Origin of the sequence: Escherichia sp. KS167_9B (genome assembly GCF_030295215.1) — a bacterium.
Lineage (GTDB): Bacteria > Pseudomonadota > Gammaproteobacteria > Enterobacterales > Enterobacteriaceae > Escherichia > Escherichia coli_F.
The window spans coordinates 1,863,795-1,883,944 of the sequence record NZ_AP025754.1 but is presented as its reverse complement, the minus strand read 5'-3'; the positions used below and the strand labels follow the sequence as shown (position 1 = coordinate 1,883,944).

Here is a 20,150-nt window from a genome sequence, read left to right as displayed (position 1 = left end):
TGCCTCACCTGCTATGCAGAACATCATCCGAAAAGGAGGAAACTATGAAGGCTGCAGTTGTTACGAAGGATCATCATGTTGACGTTACGGATAAAACACTGCGCTCACTGAAACATGGCGAAGCCCTGCTGAAAATGGAGTGTTGTGGCGTATGTCATACCGATCTTCATGTTAAGAATGGCGATTTTGGTGATAAAACCGGCGTAATTCTGGGACACGAAGGTATTGGTGTGGTGGCAGAAGTTGGCCCTGGTGTAACTTCATTAAAACCAGGCGATCGTGCCAGTGTGGCGTGGTTTTACGAAGGTTGCGGTCATTGCGAATACTGTAACAGCGGCAACGAAACGCTGTGCCGTTCAGTAAAAAATGCCGGATACAGCGTTGATGGCGGTATGGCGGAAGAGTGCATCGTGGTCGCCGATTACGCAGTTAAAGTGCCGGATGGCCTGGACTCCGCGGCGGCTAGCAGCATTACCTGCGCGGGTGTCACCACCTACAAAGCAGTAAAACTGTCAAAAATTCGTCCAGGACAGTGGATTGCTATCTACGGTCTTGGCGGTCTGGGCAACCTCGCCCTGCAATATGCGAAAAATGTCTTTAATGCCAAAGTGATCGCCATTGATGTCAATGATGAGCAGTTGAAACTGGCAACCGAAATGGGTGCAGATTTAGCGATTAACTCACGCACCGAAGACGCCGCCAAAATTGTGCAGGAGAAAACTGGTGGCGCTCACGCTGCGGTGGTAACAGCGGTAGCTAAAGCTGCGTTTAACTCGGCAGTTGATGCTGTCCGTGCTGGCGGTCGTGTTGTGGCAGTCGGTCTGCCGCCGGAGTCTATGAGCCTGGATATCCCACGGCTGGTGCTGGATGGTATTGAAGTGGTCGGTTCGCTGGTTGGCACGCGCCAGGATCTCACCGAAGCCTTCCAGTTTGCCGCCGAAGGCAAAGTGGTGCCGAAAGTCGCCCTGCGTCCGTTAGCGGACATCAACACCATCTTTACTGAGATGGAAGAAGGCAAAATCCGTGGCCGTATGGTGATTGATTTCCGCCGCTAAGAGGCCTTTGCTGCGACTGCCATGTTCGGGTCGCAGCCTGTTTTGCGAGACGCTTTCCGCAATTTCACTCTTCTTCTTTTCCTCCCCCATCTTTCCCCTCACAATTCGCGAAAACGTAGCGAAATTTGTTGCGCTGCACGGAACAATAGTGATAGCGTTCCTTTCGAGGGAACAAGGATGAAGAGATGATAATGAATTTCAGACACAAGGGATTGCGTGACTTGTTTCTTCTCGGCAAAACCTCCGGCGTTATACCGACGCAAATCAAACGATTACGCCACCGACTCGCTGTGATTGATGCAGCAAGCTGTCTTGCTGATCTCGATATGCCCGGTTACCGACTACACCCGTTAAGCGGCGATCGTGATGGAATTTGGGCGATATCTGTCTCGGGCAACTGGCGAATCACATTTGAATTCGTCAATGGCGATGCATACATACTGGATTACGAGGACTATCACTGATGAAAATGGCCAATCATCCCCGCCCGGGGGACATTATTCAGGAATCACTGGACGAGCTGAACGTCAGCCTGCGCGAGTTTGCCAGAGCAATGGAAATTGCGCCCTCAACGGCAAGCCGATTGCTGACCGGAAAAGCCGCGTTGACGCCAGAAATGGCGATTAAACTTTCCGTGGTGATCGGCAGTTCGCCGCAAATGTGGCTGAATCTACAAAACGCCTGGAGTCTGGCAGAGGCAGAAAAAACGGTAGATGTGTCGCGACTACGCCGTCTGGTTACGCAATAAAAAAATGGCGCTTTTTACAGCGCCATTTTCAGCTTAAAGTTCAAAAGAGATTATATCCCTTCTTCACTCTCTTTTTTCGCTTCTGCCTTTTCGATTTCACGATACCAGCGTGGATGGTGTTTCTTCGCCCAACGACGGCTCACCTTCCCTTCGATCATCCCTTTAATCGACCCTTTCACCCAGAATGCCATATACATATGGATCAGGATGGCGTGGATCAGGATGATACCCGCAGCCGCGTGAATCAACAGGCTATAACGGACAACCTGTATGGGGAAGTACTGCGCAAAGTACGGACGCCAGATAATCACCCCGGTTACCAGCAGCACGAAAATCATGCTCATGATCGACCAGAACATCATCTTTTGCCCGGCGTTGTACTTACCGACATCCGCCACTTTGTGTTCATTGCCTTTTAATACTTCGACAATGTTCAACAGCCACGGAATATCTTTCTTATCCGGGATGTTGTGATGCACAAAACGCACAAACATAAACATCAGCGCGACGAAAATCGCAATGCCGAAGAACGGGTGCAAAATGCGTCCCATCTGCGGCGTACCGAAGGTTTGCGTCAGCCATTGCAGCGTCGGGAAGAAGAACGAAATCCCGGACAGCGCCACCAGGAAGAAGCAAATCACCACGGTCCAGTGACAGGCGCGATCAATAAACTTGGTGCGCACAATCATTTTCGACTTACTCATGATGATCCTCCTCGTCATCGTCCACTTCCTTATTCGGGCCAATACCGATGTAGTGGAAAATCAACCCGGCAAAAGTGGCGATAAAGCCAGCCGCTGCCAGCGGTTTCAACGCGCCTTTCCACAGATTTACCGATGTATCGATCTTCGGATCTTTCGGCAGACCGTGATACAGCTCCGGCTGATCGGCGTGATGCAGCACGTACATGACGTGCGTACCACCGACCCCTTCCGGATTGTAGACACCAGCATGTTCGTAACCACGCGCTTTCAGTTTCGCCACGCGCTGTTCCGCCAGCTCCAGCATCTCCTTCTTGGTGCCGAAGTGGATAGCCCCGGTCGGACAAGTTTTCACACAAGCCGGTTCCTGACCAACGCTGACGCGATCGACGCAGAGTGTGCATTTATATACCCGGTTATCCTCTTTGTTGAGGCGTGGAATATTAAACGGACACCCGGCAATGCAGTAACCACAGCCGATGCAGTTTTCCGACTGGAAATCGACAATCCCGTTAGCGTACTGAATGATCGCACCAGCAGACGGGCACGCCTTCAGGCAGCCCGGATCTTCACAGTGCATACAACCGTCTTTACGGATCAGCCACTCCAGCTTGCCGTTCTGTTCGGTTTCGCTAAAGCGCATCACCGTCCAGGACTTGGCGCTCAGATCGGCGGGGTTATCATAAACCCCGACGCAGTGCCCCACTTCATCACGGATATCGTTCCACTCCGAACACGCCACCTGACAGGCTTTACAGCCGATACAGGTGGAAACGTCGATAAGTTTCGCGACTTCTGCTTTGTAATCACGCACCTGAGAAGGCGGCGTGATGGAGTTAGTTGCGGACCTTTTGATAATGTCCTGCGTTTCCATAGCCATCTGTTCGCCCCCTTACGCCTTCTCGATGTTGACTAAGAACGCTTTATATTCCGGCGTTTGCGAGTTTGCATCACCGACATTCGGCGTCAGAGTGTTAGCGATATAACCTTTACGCGCGACACCCTCAAAGCCCCAGTGGATTGGAATACCCACCGTTTCAACCTGCTGACCGTTTACATTCAGTGGTTTCAGACGGCGCGTTACCACAGCCACCGCGCGGATAAAGCCACGCTTGCTGGAGACAGTGACACGATCGCCATTGGCAATGCCTTTCGCCGCCGCCAGCGTTTCGCTGATTTCCACAAACTGTTCCGGCTGAGCAATTGCGTTGAGCAACGCGTGCTTGGTCCAGGTGTGGAAGTGCTCGGTCAGACGGTAGGTCGTACCCACATACGGGAACTGCTCTTTTTTACCCATCCGCAGCGCGTCTTGTTCATACAGACGAACCACCGGGTTAGACACCACGTTCGGATGCAGCGGGTTAGTGCCCAGCGGCGTTTCAATTGGCTCGTAGTGTTCCGGGAACGGACCTTCCGCCATTTTGTTGATGGCAAACAGGCGTCCCATCCCTTCCGGCTGCATGATAAACGGCCCGGTTGGCGTACCCGGTGCGGCATTGCCGAAGTCCGGAATATCGTTACCCGTCCACTTGCTGCCGTTCCACTGGATCAGCATCCGTTTCGGATCCCACGGTTTACCGTTGATATCCGCCGAAGCACGGTTGTAGAGTACGCGACGGTTGAGCGGCCACGCCCAGGCCCATCCCAGCGTATTCCCCAGACCGGACGGGTCGGAGTTATCGCGGTTGGCCATCTGGTTGCCCTGCTCTGTCCAGCTACCGGTGTAGATCCAGCAAGAAGATGCGGTTGTACCGTCATCACGCAGATGCGCAAAGCTACTCAGCAACTGACCTTTTTTCGCAATCAGCACGCCATTAGCGTCATAGAGATCTTCCAGCGCATAGCCGTTGTTCTCTTTTGCCACTTCGTCTGACTGCGGCTCGTGCGGCTGCTTGTAGTTCCAGCTCATCTTCATCAGCGGTTCTACACCTTTACCACCTTCGGCTTTGTACAACTCGCGAAGATGATGGTAGATACCCGCCAAAATTTCGCCGTCGTTACGTGCTTCGCCTGGCGCGTCCTGACCTTTCCAGTGCCACTGCAACCAGCGACCGGAGTTAGCGATAGAACCATCTTCTTCAGCAAAGCAGGTCGAAGGCAGACGGAATACCTCTGTCTGAATAGATGCCGGATCGACATCGTTCGACTCGCCGTGGTTCTGCCAGAAAGTTGAGGTTTCAGTCACCAGCGGATCGATAACCACCATGTACTTCAGCTTGCTCAGGCAGCTCACCACTTTGTTTTTGTCCGGGAAGGACGCAACCGGGTTAAAGCCCTGGCAGAAATAACCTGTGACTTTGCCTTCATCCATCATGTTGAAATACTTGATGACGTCGTAGGTCTGGTCCCACTTCGGCAGCCAGTCGTAGCCCCAGTTGTTCTCTTTCTGTGCGGCATCGCCGTAGAAAGATTTCATCAGGCTGACAAAGAACTTCGGATAGTTGCTCCAGTAGTTCACCTGATCAGCCAGCGTCGCTTTCGGCGTGTTCGCTTCCAGATACGACTGCAAATCAACCTGTTTTTCTGACGGCAGCGTCAGATAACCCGGCAGGCTGGTAGAGAGCAGGCCTAAGTCAGTCAGGCCCTGAATGTTGGAGTGACCACGCAATGCGTTCACGCCGCCACCGGCCATACCCATGTTACCGAGCAGTAACTGGATCATCGCCATAGTACGGATGTTCTGCGCACCCACGGTGTGCTGCGTCCAGCCCAGCGCATACAGGAAGGTGGTGGTGCGATCCGGTGCGCTGGTGGAGGCCAGCACTTCACACACTTTCAGGAAGTCGGCTTTTGGCGTACCGCAGATGTTTTCTACTACGTCCGGCGTGTAGCGGGAAACGTGCGCTTTCAGCAGGTTCCACACACAGCGCGGATGAGTCAGTGTTTCATCGCGTTTCGCATAGCCGTTTTCATCGAACTGATAGTTCCAGGACGACTTATCGTATTGACGTTTTTCAGCGTCATAACCGCTGAACAGGCCGTCTTCGAAAGCAAAATCATCACGCACCAGCAGGCTGGCGTTGGTGTAATGCTTAACGTATTCGGCGTTGATTTTGTTGTTTTCGATCAGGTAGCGCAAAACGCCAGACAGGAACGTAATGTCCGTACCGGAACGAATAGGTGCGTAGATATCCGCAACAGAAGCGGTACGCGTAAAACGGGGATCGACAACGATCAAGGTTGCATCGTTGTTGTTTTTCGCTTCCATCGCCCAGCGGAAACCGACGGGATGCGCTTCAGCAGCGTTACCGCCCATCACCATTACGACGTTAGCGTTTTTGATATCCACCCAGTGGTTGGTCATCGCACCGCGACCAAATGTTGGAGCAAGACTTGCTACCGTTGGTCCGTGTCAGACGCGCGCCTGGTTGTCTACCGCCAGCATCCCGAGGGAGCGGGCAAATTTTTGAGTCAGCATCCCGGTTTCGTTGCTGGCACCGGAGGCACACAGCATACCGGTAGAAAGCCAACGGTTTACCGTTACGCCCTGCTCATTCTTTTCAATAAAGTTAGCGTCACGGTCTGCTTTCATCAGCTTCGCAATGCGGGAGAATGCTTCTTCCCAGCTAATGCGCTGCCATTTGTCAGAACCTGGCGCACGATATTCCGGATAGCGCAGACGGTTTTCGCTGTTCACGTAATCCAGCAATCCGGCCCCTTTCGGGCACAGCGCACCACGGCTTACCGGATGATCCGGGTCACCTTCAATGTGATAAATCGCTTCTCTGGCGTTTTTCGCGCCATCACCCAGGCTATACATCAATAGCCCGCAACCTACGGAACAGTATGTACAAGTGTTACGGATCTCTTTCGCGCGTAATAATTTGTAGTTTCGCGCCTGAGCCAGTGCTTGCTTCGGGGCAAAGCCCAATGCCGCGACTGTTGTTCCCGCCATACCGCCCGCGCAGATTTTAAAAAATTGTCTGCGACTGACGTCCATTGCTTTCCTCTTTTTTCAGGGGTATTACTGCGCGAGGAAACTAACAGTAAAATTCTGAATCTTTTTGCGCGAAATCAAAAAGAACACTTGTTTGCCACAAAATAATCCGCCTGCGCAAATTGACCTACCTCAATAGCGGTAGAAAAACGCACCACTGCCTGACAGGCCAGTTAAAAAAATGCTATAAAATTCAGCTTAATTTTTAACGGCAAGAGAGACAAAACAGCGAGCATGACACGACAAAAAGCAACGCTCATAGGGCTAATAGCGATCGTCCTGTGGAGCACAATGGTAGGATTGATTCGCGGTGTCAGTGAGGGGCTCGGCCCGGTCGGCGGCGCAGCTGCTATCTATTCATTAAGCGGGCTGCTGTTAATCTTCACGGTTGGATTTCCGCGAATTCGGCAGATCCCGAAAGGGTATTTGCTCGCCGGGAGTCTGTTATTCGTCAGCTATGAAATCTGTCTGGCGCTTTCCTTAGGGTATGCGGCGAGCCGTCATCAGGCGATTGAAGTAGGTATGGTGAACTATCTATGGCCCAGTCTGACAATTCTCTTTGCCATTCTGTTTAATGGTCAGAAAACCAACTGGCTGATTGTACCTGGATTATTATTAGCCCTGGTCGGTGTCTGTTGGGTGTTAGGCGGTGACAATGGGTTACACTATGATGAAATCATCAATAATATTACCACCAGTCCATTAAGTTATTTCCTGGCGTTCATTGGCGCTTTTATCTGGGCAGCTTATTGTACAGTAACGAATAAATACGCACGCGGATTTAATGGAATAACCGTTTTTGTACTGCTGACAGGAGCAAGTTTGTGGGTTTACTATTTTCTCACGCCACAACCAGAAATGGTATTTAGCACACCCGTCATGATTAAACTCATCTCTGCGGCATTTACCTTAGGATTTGCTTACGCTGCGTGGAACGTTGGCATTTTACATGGCAACGTCACCATTATGGCAGTAGGTTCGTATTTTACGCCCGTACTTTCGTCGGCGCTTGCTGCGGTACTGCTTAGTGCTCCGCTATCGTTCTCATTCTGGCAAGGCGCACTGATGGTCTGCGGCGGTTCCCTGCTCTGCTGGCTGGCGACACGTCGTGGATAAAATTATTGCCGGGTCATAGCACCCGGCAGTTAACCCGCTAAATTACGACAATAATAAAAAATAAATTTCAAATACCAGTAATTCACCTTATATCTCATTTCGACTTCGATCACATATCGACAAATAATATTATTTCATCTAGTATTCTCATTGTTTTTAATCACCATTCTATTTTAAAAACAGTATGTCATTTGTAAATGACGCCGTTTAAAATTCGTTTAGAAAATAGGTTTAACGATAATTAAAAGGATACTGTTAAATGAAATTAAAAATAGTTGCGGTGGTTGTAACTGGTTTGTTAGCTGCGAACGTAGCACATGCTGCCGAAGTATATAACAAGGATGGTAATAAACTCGACCTTTATGGCAAGGTTACCGCTCTACGTTATTTTACTGATGATAAGCGTGACGATGGTGATAAAACTTATGCCCGTCTCGGTTTTAAAGGAGAAACGCAAATCAATGATCAAATGATTGGTTTTGGTCACTGGGAATATGATTTTAAAGGCTATAACGATGAAGCCAACGGCTCGCGCGGCAACAAAACCCGTCTTGCCTATGCAGGTTTAAAAATTAGTGAATTTGGCTCTCTGGACTATGGTCGTAACTACGGTGTCGGTTATGACATTGGTTCATGGACCGATATGTTGCCAGAATTTGGTGGAGATACCTGGAGCCAGAAAGATGTCTTCATGACATATCGTACCACTGGTGTGGCAACCTATCGCAACTACGATTTCTTTGGCTTAATTGAAGGGCTGAACTTTGCCGCACAATATCAAGGCAAAAATGAACGCTCTGATAACGCTCATCTTTATGGTGCTGACTATACGCGTGCCAATGGTGACGGTTTCGGTATCTCCTCAACTTATGTTTATGATGGCTTTGGGATCGGTGCTGTGTATACCAAATCTGATCGGACAAATGCGCAGGAAAGAGCAGCGGCTAATCCTCTCAATGCCTCCGGTAAGAATGCAGAACTGTGGGCAACAGGTATAAAATATGATGCCAACAACATTTACTTTGCAGCTAATTACGCTGAAACATTAAACATGACCACCTATGGTGATGGTTATATCTCTAACAAAGCACAAAGTTTCGAAGTGGTGGCCCAATATCAATTCGACTTCGGCTTGCGCCCATCACTCGCTTACCTGAAATCAAAAGGCAGAGATCTGGGGCGTTACGGCGATCAGGACATGATTGAGTATATCGACGTTGGTGCAACGTATTTCTTCAACAAAAATATGTCGACCTATGTTGATTATAAAATCAACCTGATCGATGAAAGCGACTTTACCCGTGCCGTAGATATTCGCACCGATAACATCGTCGCAACGGGCATTACCTATCAGTTCTAACATCCTCTCCTGACCAGCCCTTCTCTGGGCTGGTTTTTGATTTAAGTGCTGCTGTATGACTCCTTAAGTAAAAATGAGCAATTTTTGATATTTCTGGTCATTCACCTCAATTAATATTCTTCCATACCCTCCGGGGACATCTTAGTATAATATTTATTGATGAGTGATTATGACCAATATTAATACAGCTTGTGTAAAAAATAATGCCAGTTATCAAGTGAATAACGCATTACCTAACAGAGAAACCATCGCCAGCAATTTTTTTGAACAACTGGCACAATGGGGTGAGAAATCGCTTAATAATGGCGTAGAAAAAAGAACTATTCTAGAGCGAATTAATGAAGCTTACAACTCAAACATGGAATCTCTTAATTTGTCATATCTTGATTTGAGTGAGTTACCGCCTATCCCCCCCTACAGTTAACACATTGAATTTGGAGGGGAATTGTCTAACTTTCCTTGACTTTACCGACAATGCTAGTCTTATCAATATCAACCTCACCTTGAATAATATTGAAACGATAACCTTTCCAAATGAATCAAAACTGGAAAATATTTATATCGATTGCAACAAGCTGGAAAGTTTAGATTTAAAAAATCAGCATTCATTGATTAATCTGGAAGCGCAAAATAATAATCTAAAAGAAATTAATATTTCTGACAGTTATAAACTGAAATTTCTAAACCTTGATAATAACCAGCTAACATTGCTGGATGTTTCTCAACAAGAATCTCTGATTGAGTTAAGTGCTCGTCACAATATGATCAATGATCTTAAATTACACTATCACCCCATGGTGAAAAAAATCGCTTTAAACGACAACCATATTGCAAATTTAAACGCTAAAAGCACTGCGATACTAGAATATTTAGACTTAAGTAATAACAATTTATTACCAACAGATAACATTAATGAGTTAATATCATCAAAACATCTTTGGTATTTATCAGTTAACGGTATTAACAATGATCCTATTGCACAAATGCAGTACTGGAATGCAATAATGGATTTAGTTGATAATATTGATGAAGTGACCATTAAGATATCTTATGATCTAGCAATTAAAAATATCGATACCAGTAATAAGCATCTTGTAGAAGTAAGCAAAAATACTGAAGGTGATAATAAAGAAAACAATGATTCAATGTCGATTCGTTACCGTTCAAAACCTTATTTCAGCAATTTAACTTTAACAGAACAAGAAACAACACTTTCTGAAGAAGAATTAAAAGCTATTCTGCCTATGTATCGCGCGTGTCGGTTTGATAACGACACTCCCCTATCCTCATCCTCATCCTCAGAACTCAAGGACGCAACAGGCACCCCTATCTGTTATTACATTTATGATGAGAATAAAACTTCCTTAGGTTATGGACCAACATTTCATAATTGGTTAAGCCAATCCTTTACCACAGAGTTATAAAAAACATCCTGATTTATCAAGGATAATAAATCAAAAAATATATTATTGCCATGGAGTAGTTATGAAGTTTCCTTTAATCTTTTTTAAAACAAAGCAGTCCCTACAGCGACTCCCAGAACAGAATTTATATAGCTGGATGCATGAATTGAATAAATGGAAAGAAGAATGCATAGTCACAGGTGAACTTCATCGTCAAGAATGCCGAAAAGAAGCGGCAGAAAGGATAAACCGTGCTTTTTTGTCGAAGCAGAATGACATTGATTTATCTGGACTTAATTTAACCACCCAACCACCAGGGCTGCAAAACTTCACCTCTATCAATCTTGATGAGAACCAACTCAAACATTTTGATGCAACCAACTACGATAAACTCATCAACCTTAGTCTGAATAGTAATGCTCTTGAGTCTATAAATTTTCCTCAAGGCAGAAATGTAAGCATTAAACATATATCTGTGAATAATAATGCTCTCAGAAATATTGATATAGATGGGCTTTCATCAGTTACTTATTTTAGTGCGGCACATAATCAACTAGAGTTTGTGCAATTAGAATGTTGCGAAAGGCTGCAGTACCTGAATCTCAGCCACAATCAATTAACTGATATTGCTGCAGGAAATAAAGATGAACTCTTACTTCTGGATCTATCCAATAATAAACTAACAAGTTTACATAATGCCTTATTTCCCAACTTGAATACGTTACTTATCAACAACAACTTGCTTTCTGAAATTAAAATATTCTTTAGCAACTTCTGCAATGTACAGACATTAAACGCTGCGAACAATCAGTTGAAAAAAATAAACCTTCATTTCCTGACTTATCTTTCATCTATCAAAAGTTTAAGGCTGGACAATAATAAAATAACCCGCATTGACACTAAGAATACATCCGATATTGGAACTTTATTCCCCATAATAAAACAGAGCAAAAACTTAAATTTTTTAAATGTTTCTGGGAAGAACAATTGCCCTACTATGCAGCTCATGTTATTTAATTTGTTTTCCCCAGCACTTAAGCTTAATACTGGCCTGGCAATTCTTTCGCCTGGTGCATTTGAAGTTCACTCTGACGGAGTAGATGTGGATAACGAATTGTTTCACTATACTTTTAAAGAAGCATACACCCCATATAATATACACACTTATAAAACAGAAGAAGTTGTAAATCAGATGAATATAAAAATTAAAAATATGACCTTAGATGAAATAAACAATACTTACTGTAATAACGATTATTACAATGAGGCGATAAGAGAGGAACCGATAGACTTTCTGGACAGATCGTTTTCCTCCAGCTCATGGCCTTTTTAGTGAATAAATCATCACTAATTCTATAAGTGTCTGGTCTTATTAAGAATATAGTTAATATGCAACCCTTTAGATTCACGATCTGAAGGGTTGAAACATGGCATACGTTCAAAGATTAACCCCCGTTTGAAGGTTAGCCTGTTAGTTACATTTAGTAACACATATCTGTCTGCTTAATCCCCATTCTGCCCCCGCGGTTACGCTTTCTTATCTATTCTTTCAATCAGCACTTCACCTAATTCATCCTTAATTCTAATAACTGGCTATTGCGCCTTACCTCCTGTTTTGTCTTTTTTTCATTACCAATGTGTACATGTGAGGAACAATATGGCACTGCAAAATGAGAAAAATAGTCGTTATCTTTTGCGCGACTGGAAACCAGAAAACCCGGCCTTCTGGGAAAATAAAGGAAAGCATATTGCACGAAGAAACCTCTGGATATCAGTCAGTTGTCTACTTCTTGCCTTCTGTGTCTGGATGCTATTTAGCGCAGTTACTGTTAATCTCAATAAAATCGGTTTTAATTTCACTACCGATCAACTCTTTTTATTAACCGCATTACCCTCCGTTTCTGGCGCATTATTGCGTGTCCCCTACTCCTTTATGGTGCCTATATTTGGTGGACGCCGATGGACGGTTTTTAGTACTGCAATCCTGATTATTCCTTGCGTCTGGCTCGGAATTGCCGTGCAGAATCCGAATACTCCTTTTGGGATATTTATCGTTATCGCTTTGCTATGCGGTTTTGCAGGTGCGAACTTTGCTTCGAGCATGGGCAATATCAGTTTCTTCTTCCCAAAAGCCAAACAAGGGAGCGCACTTGGGATTAATGGCGGATTAGGAAACTTAGGTGTAAGTGTGATGCAGCTGGTTGCGCCGCTGGTGATTTTTATCCCCGTATTTGCCTTTCTCGGCGTCAATGGCGTACCACAGGCCGACGGTTCGGTAATGTCGCTGGCGAATGCCGCCTGGATTTGGGTGCCATTACTGGCGATTGCCACTATTGCCGCCTGGTTAGGGATGAATGATATCGCCAGTTCACGCGCGTCAATCGCCGATCAATTGCCTGTATTACAACGTCTGCATCTCTGGCTGCTCAGTCTTCTCTATCTCGCCACCTTCGGTTCGTTTATCGGTTTTTCTGCGGGTTTTGCCATGCTGGCGAAAACCCAGTTCCCGGATGTGAATATTCTGCGTCTGGCGTTCTTGGGCCCATTTATTGGTGCCATCGCGCGGTCGGTTGGTGGTGCTATTTCCGATAAATTCGGCGGCGTGCGGGTGACGTTTATCAACTTCATTTTTATGGCGATTTTCAGCGCCCTGCTGTTCCTTACCTTACCGGGCACAGGCTCCGGTAATTTCATCGCATTTTACGCCGTATTTATGGGGTTGTTTCTGACCGCAGGTCTGGGAAGTGGTTCTACTTTCCAGATGATCGCCGTCATCTTTCGCCAGATAACCATTTATCGGGTGAAGATGAAAGGCGGTAGTGATGAGCAAGCTCAGAGAGAAGCCGTCACCGAAACGGCGGCGGCTCTGGGCTTTATCTCAGCCATTGGCGCAGTGGGCGGCTTTTTCATTCCGCAGGCGTTTGGCATGTCGCTCAATATGACCGGCTCTCCGGTAGGCGCGATGAAAGTGTTTTTAATCTTCTACATCGTTTGTGTGCTGCTGACCTGGCTGGTTTATGGTCGGCGGAAGTTCAGCCAAAAATAAGAAATCGATGCCTGACACGTCTTATCAGGCTACAACCGTGTCGCATCCGACAAGGCATCAGATCCCAATTCATTCCTGGAGCAGGAGTTATGTCATGAGTAAACTTTTGGATCGCTTTCGCTACTTCAAACAAAAGGGCGAAACCTTTGCCGATGGTCACGGACAGGTGATGCATAGCAACCGCGACTGGGAGGACAGCTATCGCCAGCGTTGGCAGTTCGACAAAATCGTGCGTTCCACTCACGGCGTTAACTGTACAGGCTCCTGTAGCTGGAAAATCTACGTTAAAAATGGTCTGGTGACCTGGGAAATCCAACAGACCGACTACCCGCGCACTCGCCCTGACCTGCCCAATCATGAACCTCGCGGCTGCCCGCGTGGCGCAAGTTACTCCTGGTATCTTTACAGCGCTAACCGCCTGAAATACCCGCTCATTCGTAAACGACTGATTGAACTGTGGCGCGAAGCCCTCAAGCAACACAGCGATCCGGTACTGGCGTGGGCATCGATTATGAACGATCCGCAAAAGTGCCTGAGCTACAAACAAGTGCGTGGGCGTGGCGGCTTTATCCGCTCCAACTGGCAGGAGCTAAACCAGTTGATTGCCGCCGCTAACGTCTGGACCATCAAAACTTACGGTCCTGATCGCGTTGCCGGTTTCTCGCCGATTCCGGCGATGTCGATGGTTTCTTACGCCGCCGGAACACGCTATCTGTCGCTGTTAGGTGGCACCTGTTTAAGTTTCTATGACTGGTATTGCGACCTGCCGCCTGCCTCGCCGATGACCTGGGGCGAGCAAACCGACGTGCCAGAATCTGCCGACTGGTATAACTCCAGCTATATCATCGCCTGGGGTTCTAACGTACCGCAAACGCGCACACCAGACGCCCACTTCTTTACCGAAGTACGTTACAAAGGTACCAAAACTATCGCCATTACCCCGGACTACTCTGAAGTAGCCAAATTGTGCGACCAGTGGCTGGCACCGAAACAAGGCACTGATAGCGCCCTGGCAATGGCAATGGGCCATGTGATTTTAAAAGAGTTCCATCTCGATAATCCCAGCGACTACTTTATCAATTACTGCCGCCGCTACAGCGACATGCCGATGCTGGTAATGCTGGAACCGCGCGACGATGGCAGCTACGTTCCCGGACGGATGATCCGTGCATCTGACCTGGTGGATGGGTTGGGCGAAAGCAACAATCCGCAGTGGAAAACCGTGGCAGTTAATACTGCGGGTGAACTGGTGGTGCCTAACGGTTCGATTGGTTTTCGTTGGGGCGAAAAAGGCAAATGGAACCTGGAATCTATCGCCGCCGGGACAGAAACTGAGTTAGCGTTAAGCTTGCTCGGTCAACACGACACTGTTGCAGGCGTGGCCTTCCCCTACTTTGGCGGCATTGAAAATCCACACTTTCGCAGCGTAAAAAATGATCCCATACTGGTGCGCCAGCTTCCGGTGAAAAATCTGACGCTCGCCGATGGAAGCACTTGTCCGGTGGTTAGCGTTTATGATCTGGTACTGGCAAATTACGGCCTCGATCGCGGGTTGGAAGATGAAAACAGCGCGAAAGATTACGCTGAAATCAAACCTTACACCCCAGCCTGGGGCGAGCAAATTACCGGCGTACCGCGCCAGTACATTGAAACCATCGCCCGCGAATTTGCCGATACCGCCCATAAAACGCATGGGCGCTCGATGATTATCCTCGGTGCTGGCGTCAACCATTGGTATCACATGGACATGAACTACCGTGGGATGATCAACATGCTGATCTTCTGCGGTTGTGTCGGGCAAAGCGGTGGCGGCTGGGCACATTATGTCGGTCAGGAAAAACTGCGCCCGCAAACCGGCTGGCTGCCTCTGGCCTTTGCACTCGACTGGAACCGACCACCGCGCCAGATGAACAGCACCTCATTTTTCTACAATCACTCCAGTCAATGGCGCTATGAAAAAGTCTCTGCTCAGGAGTTACTTTCACCGCTCGCCGATGCCAGTAAGTACAGCGGTCATCTGATTGATTTCAACGTTCGCGCCGAACGTATGGGCTGGCTACCTTCTGCGCCGCAGCTGGGGCGTAACCCGCTCGGGATTAAAGCTGAAGCCGACAAGGCCGGATTATCCCCCACAGAATTAACCGCCCAGGCGCTGAAATCGGGCGATTTACGCATGGCCTGCGAACAACCCGATAGCGGCAGCAATCATCCGCGTAATTTGTTTGTCTGGCGTTCTAACCTGCTTGGCTCCTCCGGCAAAGGCCACGAATATATGCAGAAGTATCTGCTGGGAACCGAAAGTGGGATTCAGGGTGAGGAACTCGGTGCCAGCGACGGGATCAAACCAGAAGAAGTCGAGTGGCAAACTGCGGCGATTGAAGGCAAGCTCGACCTGCTGGTGACGCTCGATTTCCGTATGTCCAGTACCTGCCTGTTCTCCGATATCGTTCTGCCCACCGCCACCTGGTACGAAAAAGACGATATGAACACCTCGGATATGCATCCGTTTATTCATCCGCTTTCTGCGGCGGTCGATCCGGCATGGGAATCACGCAGCGACTGGGAAATCTACAAAGGTATTGCCAAAGCATTTTCGCAAGTGTGCGTAGGGCATCTTGGCAAAGAAACCGACGTGGTATTACAACCCCTACTGCATGACTCTCCGGCAGAGCTTTCGCAGCCGTGTGAAGTGCTCGACTGGCGCAAAGGCGAATGCGATCTGATCCCGGGTAAAACCGCGCCCAATATTGTAGCGGTGGAACGCGACTACCCTGCTACCTATGATCGCTTTACCTCGCTCGGGCCATTGATGGACAAACTTGGCAACGGCGGTAAAGGGATTTCGTGGAATACCCAGGATGAAATCGATTTCCTCGGCAAACTCAATTACACCAAGCGTGATGGCCCGGCACAGGGGCGACCGCTGATTGACACCGCCATTGATGCATCAGAAGTGATACTGGCGCTGGCACCGGAAACCAACGGGCATGTGGCGGTCAAAGCGTGGCAAGCGCTGGGCGAGATCACCGGACGCGAACATACCCATCTGGCGCTGCACAAAGAGGACGAGAAGATCCGCTTTCGCGATATTCAGGCGCAGCCACGTAAAATTATCTCCAGCCCCACATGGTCTGGTCTGGAAAGCGATCACGTCTCCTACAACGCCGGATACACCAACGTTCATGAGTTAATTCCGTGGCGCACGCTGTCGGGACGCCAGCAGGTCTATCAGGATCATCCGTGGATGCGTGCCTTTGGTGAAAGCCTGGTGGCTTATCGTCCGCCTATCGACACGCGCAGCGTCAGCGAAATGCGCCAGATACCGCCAAACGGCTTCCCGGAAAAAGCACTTAACTTCCTGACACCGCACCAGAAATGGGGCATTCACTCTACCTACAGTGAAAACCTGCTGATGCTGACGCTCTCTCGCGGCGGGCCAATTGTTTGGATCAGCGAAACCGATGCCCGCGAACTGACCATTGTCGATAACGACTGGGTGGAAGTGTTTAACGCCAACGGCGCGCTGACGGCCCGTGCAGTGGTCAGCCAACGTGTACCGTCGGGCATGACCATGATGTATCACGCCCAGGAACGCATAATGAATATCCCCGGTTCGGAAGTAACCGGCATGCGCGGCGGCATTCATAACTCGGTCACCCGCGTTTGTCCGAAACCAACGCATATGATTGGCGGTTACGCGCAGCTGGCCTGGGGCTTTAACTACTACGGCACCGTCGGCTCAAACCGTGACGAATTCATCATGATCCGCAAGATGAAGAACGTTAACTGGCTGGATGATGAAGGTCGCGATCAGGTACAGGAGGCGAAAAAATGAAAATACGTTCGCAAGTCGGCATGGTGCTTAACCTCGATAAATGTATCGGCTGCCATACCTGTTCGGTGACCTGTAAAAACGTCTGGACCGGACGCGAAGGCATGGAGTACGCATGGTTTAACAACGTCGAAACCAAACCGGGTATTGGTTATCCGAAAAACTGGGAAGATCAGGAAGAGTGGCAAGGCGGCTGGGTCCGCGATGTCAACGGTAAGATCCGCCCGCGTCTGGGCAGCAAGATGGGGGTGATTACCAAAATCTTCGCCAACCCGGTGGTGCCGCAGATTGACGATTACTACGAACCTTTCACCTTCGACTACGAACATTTGCATAGCGCACCGGAAGGCAAACATATCCCTACTGCTCGCCCGCGTTCACTGATTGACGGCAAACGGATGGACAAAGTGATCTGGGGGCCAAACTGGGAAGAATTGTTGGGCGGTGAGTTCGAAAAACGCGCTCGTGACCGCAACTTTGACGCCATGCAAAAGGAGATGTACGGGCAGTTTGAAAACACGTTCATGATGTACCTGCCGCGCCTGTGCGAACACTGCCTTAACCCCAGCTGCGTGGCGACCTGCCCAAGCGGCGCGATCTACAAACGCGAAGAAGACGGCATTGTGCTCATCGACCAGGATAAATGCCGTGGCTGGCGTTTGTGCATTAGCGGTTGTCCGTACAAGAAAATCTACTTCAACTGGAAAAGCGGTAAGTCAGAAAAATGCATCTTCTGTTACCCACGAATTGAGTCAGGCCAACCCACCGTGTGCTCAGAAACCTGCGTGGGTCGCATCCGGTATCTGGGCGTGCTGCTTTACGACGCCGACCGCATCGAGGAAGCGGCGAGCACCGAGCGCGAAGTTGACCTCTATGAACGCCAGTGCGAAGTGTTCCTCGATCCGCACGATCCCTCTGTGATCGAAGAAGCCCTGAAACAAGGTATTCCACAAAACGTGATTGAAGCTGCCCAGCGTTCGCCAGTCTACAAAATGGCGATGGACTGGAAACTGGCGTTACCGCTGCACCCTGAATACCGCACCCTGCCGATGGTCTGGTACGTTCCTCCGCTGTCACCGATTCAGTCTTACGCTGATGCGGGTGGCTTGCCGAAAAGCGAAGGTGTGCTTCCCGCTATCGAAAGCCTACGTATACCGGTGCAATATCTCGCCAATATGTTGAGTGCGGGCGATACCGGTCCGGTGCTGCGGGCACTAAAACGGATGATGGCGATGCGCCACTATATGCGTTCACAAACCGTGGAAGGCGTTACCGATACCCGCGCCATTGACGAAGTAGGGCTGAGCGTCGCCCAGGTCGAAGAGATGTATCGCTACCTCGCCATTGCCAACTATGAAGACCGTTTTGTCATTCCAACCAGTCATCGGGAAATGGCGGGCGATGCCTTCGCAGAACGCAATGGCTGCGGTTTTACCTTTGGCGACGGTTGCCACGGCTCGGACAGCAAATTCAACCTGTTCAACAGTAGCCGTATCGATGCCATCAACATCACCGAAGTGCGCGACAAAGCGGAGGGCGAATAATGCAGATCCTCAAAGTGATCGGCCTGTTGATGGAGTATCCGGACGAGCTGTTGTGGGAATGTAAGGAGGACGCGCTGGCGTTGATCCGCCGCGACGCACCGATGCTCACCGATTTTGCACTCGACCTGCTCAACGCGCCGCTGCTGGATAAACAGGCCGAATGGTGTGAAGTGTTCGACCGCGGGCGCACCACGTCGCTGCTGCTGTTCGAACATGTTCATGCCGAATCCCGCGATCGAGGCCAGGCAATGGTGGACCTGCTGGCGGAGTATGAAAAGGTCGGTCTGCAACTGGATTGTCGGGAACTGCCCGATTATCTGCCGCTGTACCTGGAGTACTTAAGTGTGCTGCCGGACGATCAGGCAAAAGAAGGATTACTCAACGTTGCGCCGATCCTCGCCCTGCTTGGCGGACGCTTAAAACAACGCGAGACACCGTGGTACGCGTTATTTGACGCCCTTTTGCAACTGGCAGGAAGTCCCCTGTCAAGTGACAGTGTCACAAAACAAATTCGTAGTGAAGAGCGTGACGACACCCGCCAGGCGCTGGATGCGGTGTGGGAAGAAGAACAGGTGAAGTTTATTGAAGATAACGCCACGGCGTGTGACAGCTCGCCGCTTAATCAATATCAGCGACGCTTTAGCCAGGATGTCGCGCCGCAGTACGTCGACATCAGTGCGGGAGGTGGGAAATGATTCAGTATCTGAACGTCTTTTTTTACGATATCTACCCATACATTTGTGCGACGGTGTTTTTCCTTGGCAGCTGGCTGCGCTATGACTACGGGCAGTACACCTGGCGCGCCTCCTCGAGCCAGATGCTCGATAAACGCGGGATGGTGATATGGTCGAATCTGTTCCATATCGGCATTCTGGGGATCTTCTTCGGTCATCTGTTCGGCATGTTAACACCGCACTGGATGTACGCGTGGTTTTTACCAGTGGCAGCGAAACAACTGATGGCAATGGTGCTCGGCGGTATTTGCGGCGTGTTGACGTTGATTGGCGGTGCAGGACTGCTGTGGCGCAGGCTGACAAATCAGCGTGTGCGTGCTACTTCCACCACGCCGGATATCATCATCATGAGCATATTGCTGATCCAATGTTTGTTGGGGCTAAGTACCATACCGTTTTCAGCACAGTATCCTGATGGTAGCGAAATGATGAAACTGGTGGGTTGGGCGCAAAGTATCGTCACTTTCCGTGGAGGATCGTCAGAAATGCTTAACGGCGTAGCGTTCGTTTTCCGCCTGCATCTGGTATTGGGAATGACCATCTTCCTGCTCTTCCCGTTCACCCGACTGGTGCATGTGTGGAGCGCGCCGTTTGAGTACTTTACTCGTCGGTATCAGATTGTGCGCTCGCGGCGATAATTTTCACCCTGGCCGGATAGCCCTTCGCTCTCCGGC

The 20,150-nt window shown here is 49.1% G+C and carries 14 protein-coding genes and 1 pseudogene; 12 read left to right on the top strand and 3 right to left on the bottom strand.

Going from position 1 to position 20,150, the window contains the following annotated elements; all coding sequences use genetic code 11:
* Positions 1-44 precede the first annotated feature (44 nt).
* From adhP to QUE34_RS09455, 3 genes are all read left to right on the top strand, one after another.
* Entirely contained in the window at positions 45-1,055 is a 1,011-nt protein-coding gene (gene adhP, locus QUE34_RS09465; RefSeq protein WP_000642407.1) for an alcohol dehydrogenase AdhP, read from the top strand.
* 185 nt (positions 1,056-1,240) lie between these two features.
* A complete protein-coding gene (locus tag QUE34_RS09460) occupies positions 1,241-1,519 on the top strand; it encodes a type II toxin-antitoxin system RelE/ParE family toxin (RefSeq protein ID WP_032303016.1) in 279 nt (92 codons plus the stop codon).
* Positions 1,519-1,803 carry a HigA family addiction module antitoxin gene (locus QUE34_RS09455; protein ID WP_000781370.1) on the top strand — a complete coding sequence of 95 codons (285 nt, stop codon included), beginning with the start codon at positions 1,519-1,521 and terminating at the stop codon, positions 1,801-1,803. Before QUE34_RS09460 ends, QUE34_RS09455 begins: the two co-directional genes overlap by 1 nt.
* A gap of 50 nt (positions 1,804-1,853) precedes the next feature.
* Here QUE34_RS09455 and fdnI read toward each other — a convergent pair whose 3' ends face one another.
* The 3 genes from fdnI to fdnG are packed head-to-tail and all read right to left on the bottom strand — an operon-like array spanning position 1,854 to position 6,444.
* Positions 1,854-2,507, bottom strand: a complete 654-nt coding sequence (gene fdnI / locus QUE34_RS09450) for a formate dehydrogenase-N subunit gamma (RefSeq protein WP_000045646.1) — start codon at positions 2,505-2,507, stop codon at positions 1,854-1,856.
* Positions 2,500-3,384 carry a formate dehydrogenase N subunit beta gene (gene fdnH / locus QUE34_RS09445; protein ID WP_001240580.1) on the bottom strand — a complete coding sequence of 295 codons (885 nt, stop codon included), beginning with the start codon at positions 3,382-3,384 and terminating at the stop codon, positions 2,500-2,502. The genes fdnI and fdnH overlap by 8 nt, the downstream gene beginning before the upstream one ends.
* 12 nt (positions 3,385-3,396) lie before the next feature.
* Positions 3,397-6,444 (bottom strand): formate dehydrogenase-N subunit alpha, encoded by a 3,048-nt coding sequence (gene fdnG / locus QUE34_RS09440; protein WP_103253616.1) that lies wholly within the window; start codon positions 6,442-6,444, stop codon positions 3,397-3,399.
* A gap of 231 nt (positions 6,445-6,675) precedes the next feature.
* Here fdnG and yddG point away from each other — a divergent pair, with 231 nt between their 5' ends.
* The 9 genes and pseudogenes from yddG to narI all read left to right on the top strand — a co-directional run bounded on the left by yddG (position 6,676) and on the right by narI (position 20,114).
* A complete protein-coding gene (yddG, locus tag QUE34_RS09435) occupies positions 6,676-7,557 on the top strand; it encodes an aromatic amino acid efflux DMT transporter YddG (RefSeq protein WP_072000955.1) in 882 nt (293 codons plus the stop codon).
* A 259-nt stretch (positions 7,558-7,816) separates the two neighbouring features.
* Complete coding sequence (ompC, locus tag QUE34_RS09430) at positions 7,817-8,917, top strand: porin OmpC (protein WP_032184219.1); 1,101 nt, start codon at positions 7,817-7,819, stop codon at positions 8,915-8,917.
* Positions 8,918-9,080: 163 nt separating this feature from the next.
* Positions 9,081-9,564 (top strand): annotated as a pseudogene (locus tag QUE34_RS09425) (leucine-rich repeat domain-containing protein); the annotation flags it as partial.
* An 838-nt stretch (positions 9,565-10,402) separates the two neighbouring features.
* Positions 10,403-11,653 carry a leucine-rich repeat domain-containing protein gene (locus tag QUE34_RS09420; protein ID WP_032303010.1) on the top strand — a complete coding sequence of 417 codons (1,251 nt, stop codon included), beginning with the start codon at positions 10,403-10,405 and terminating at the stop codon, positions 11,651-11,653.
* Positions 11,654-11,977: 324 nt separating this feature from the next.
* Positions 11,978-13,366 (top strand): nitrate/nitrite transporter NarU, encoded by a 1,389-nt coding sequence (gene narU / locus QUE34_RS09415; protein WP_105268478.1) that lies wholly within the window; start codon positions 11,978-11,980, stop codon positions 13,364-13,366.
* 94 nt (positions 13,367-13,460) lie between these two features.
* Complete coding sequence (gene narZ, locus QUE34_RS09410) at positions 13,461-17,201, top strand: nitrate reductase Z subunit alpha (protein ID WP_032303008.1); 3,741 nt, start codon at positions 13,461-13,463, stop codon at positions 17,199-17,201.
* Positions 17,198-18,742, top strand: a complete 1,545-nt coding sequence (gene narH, locus QUE34_RS09405) for a nitrate reductase subunit beta (RefSeq protein ID WP_103253619.1) — start codon at positions 17,198-17,200, stop codon at positions 18,740-18,742. Before narZ ends, narH begins: the two co-directional genes overlap by 4 nt.
* On the top strand, positions 18,742-19,437 hold the full coding sequence (narW, locus tag QUE34_RS09400; RefSeq protein WP_032303006.1) for a nitrate reductase molybdenum cofactor assembly chaperone: 696 nt from the start codon (positions 18,742-18,744) through the stop codon (positions 19,435-19,437). The genes narH and narW overlap by 1 nt, the downstream gene beginning before the upstream one ends.
* The gene (narI, locus tag QUE34_RS09395) at positions 19,434-20,114 is read left to right on the top strand and encodes a respiratory nitrate reductase subunit gamma (protein WP_000617115.1); all 681 of its coding nucleotides are present in this window, start codon (positions 19,434-19,436) and stop codon (positions 20,112-20,114) included. The genes narW and narI overlap by 4 nt, the downstream gene beginning before the upstream one ends.
* Positions 20,115-20,150 lie beyond the last annotated feature (36 nt).

Coding starts and splice junctions, on each gene's coding strand:
- adhP (WP_000642407.1), top strand. CDS start 45: ATGAAGGCTGCAGTTGTTACGAAGGATCATCATGTTGACGTTACGGAT.
- QUE34_RS09460 (WP_032303016.1), top strand. CDS start 1,241: ATGATAATGAATTTCAGACACAAGGGATTGCGTGACTTGTTTCTTCTC.
- QUE34_RS09455 (WP_000781370.1), top strand. CDS start 1,519: ATGAAAATGGCCAATCATCCCCGCCCGGGGGACATTATTCAGGAATCA.
- fdnI (WP_000045646.1), bottom strand. CDS start 2,507: ATGAGTAAGTCGAAAATGATTGTGCGCACCAAGTTTATTGATCGCGCC.
- fdnH (WP_001240580.1), bottom strand. CDS start 3,384: ATGGCTATGGAAACGCAGGACATTATCAAAAGGTCCGCAACTAACTCC.
- yddG (WP_072000955.1), top strand. CDS start 6,676: ATGACACGACAAAAAGCAACGCTCATAGGGCTAATAGCGATCGTCCTG.
- ompC (WP_032184219.1), top strand. CDS start 7,817: ATGAAATTAAAAATAGTTGCGGTGGTTGTAACTGGTTTGTTAGCTGCG.
- QUE34_RS09420 (WP_032303010.1), top strand. CDS start 10,403: ATGAAGTTTCCTTTAATCTTTTTTAAAACAAAGCAGTCCCTACAGCGA.
- narU (WP_105268478.1), top strand. CDS start 11,978: ATGGCACTGCAAAATGAGAAAAATAGTCGTTATCTTTTGCGCGACTGG.
- narZ (WP_032303008.1), top strand. CDS start 13,461: ATGAGTAAACTTTTGGATCGCTTTCGCTACTTCAAACAAAAGGGCGAA.
- narH (WP_103253619.1), top strand. CDS start 17,198: ATGAAAATACGTTCGCAAGTCGGCATGGTGCTTAACCTCGATAAATGT.
- narW (WP_032303006.1), top strand. CDS start 18,742: ATGCAGATCCTCAAAGTGATCGGCCTGTTGATGGAGTATCCGGACGAG.
- narI (WP_000617115.1), top strand. CDS start 19,434: ATGATTCAGTATCTGAACGTCTTTTTTTACGATATCTACCCATACATT.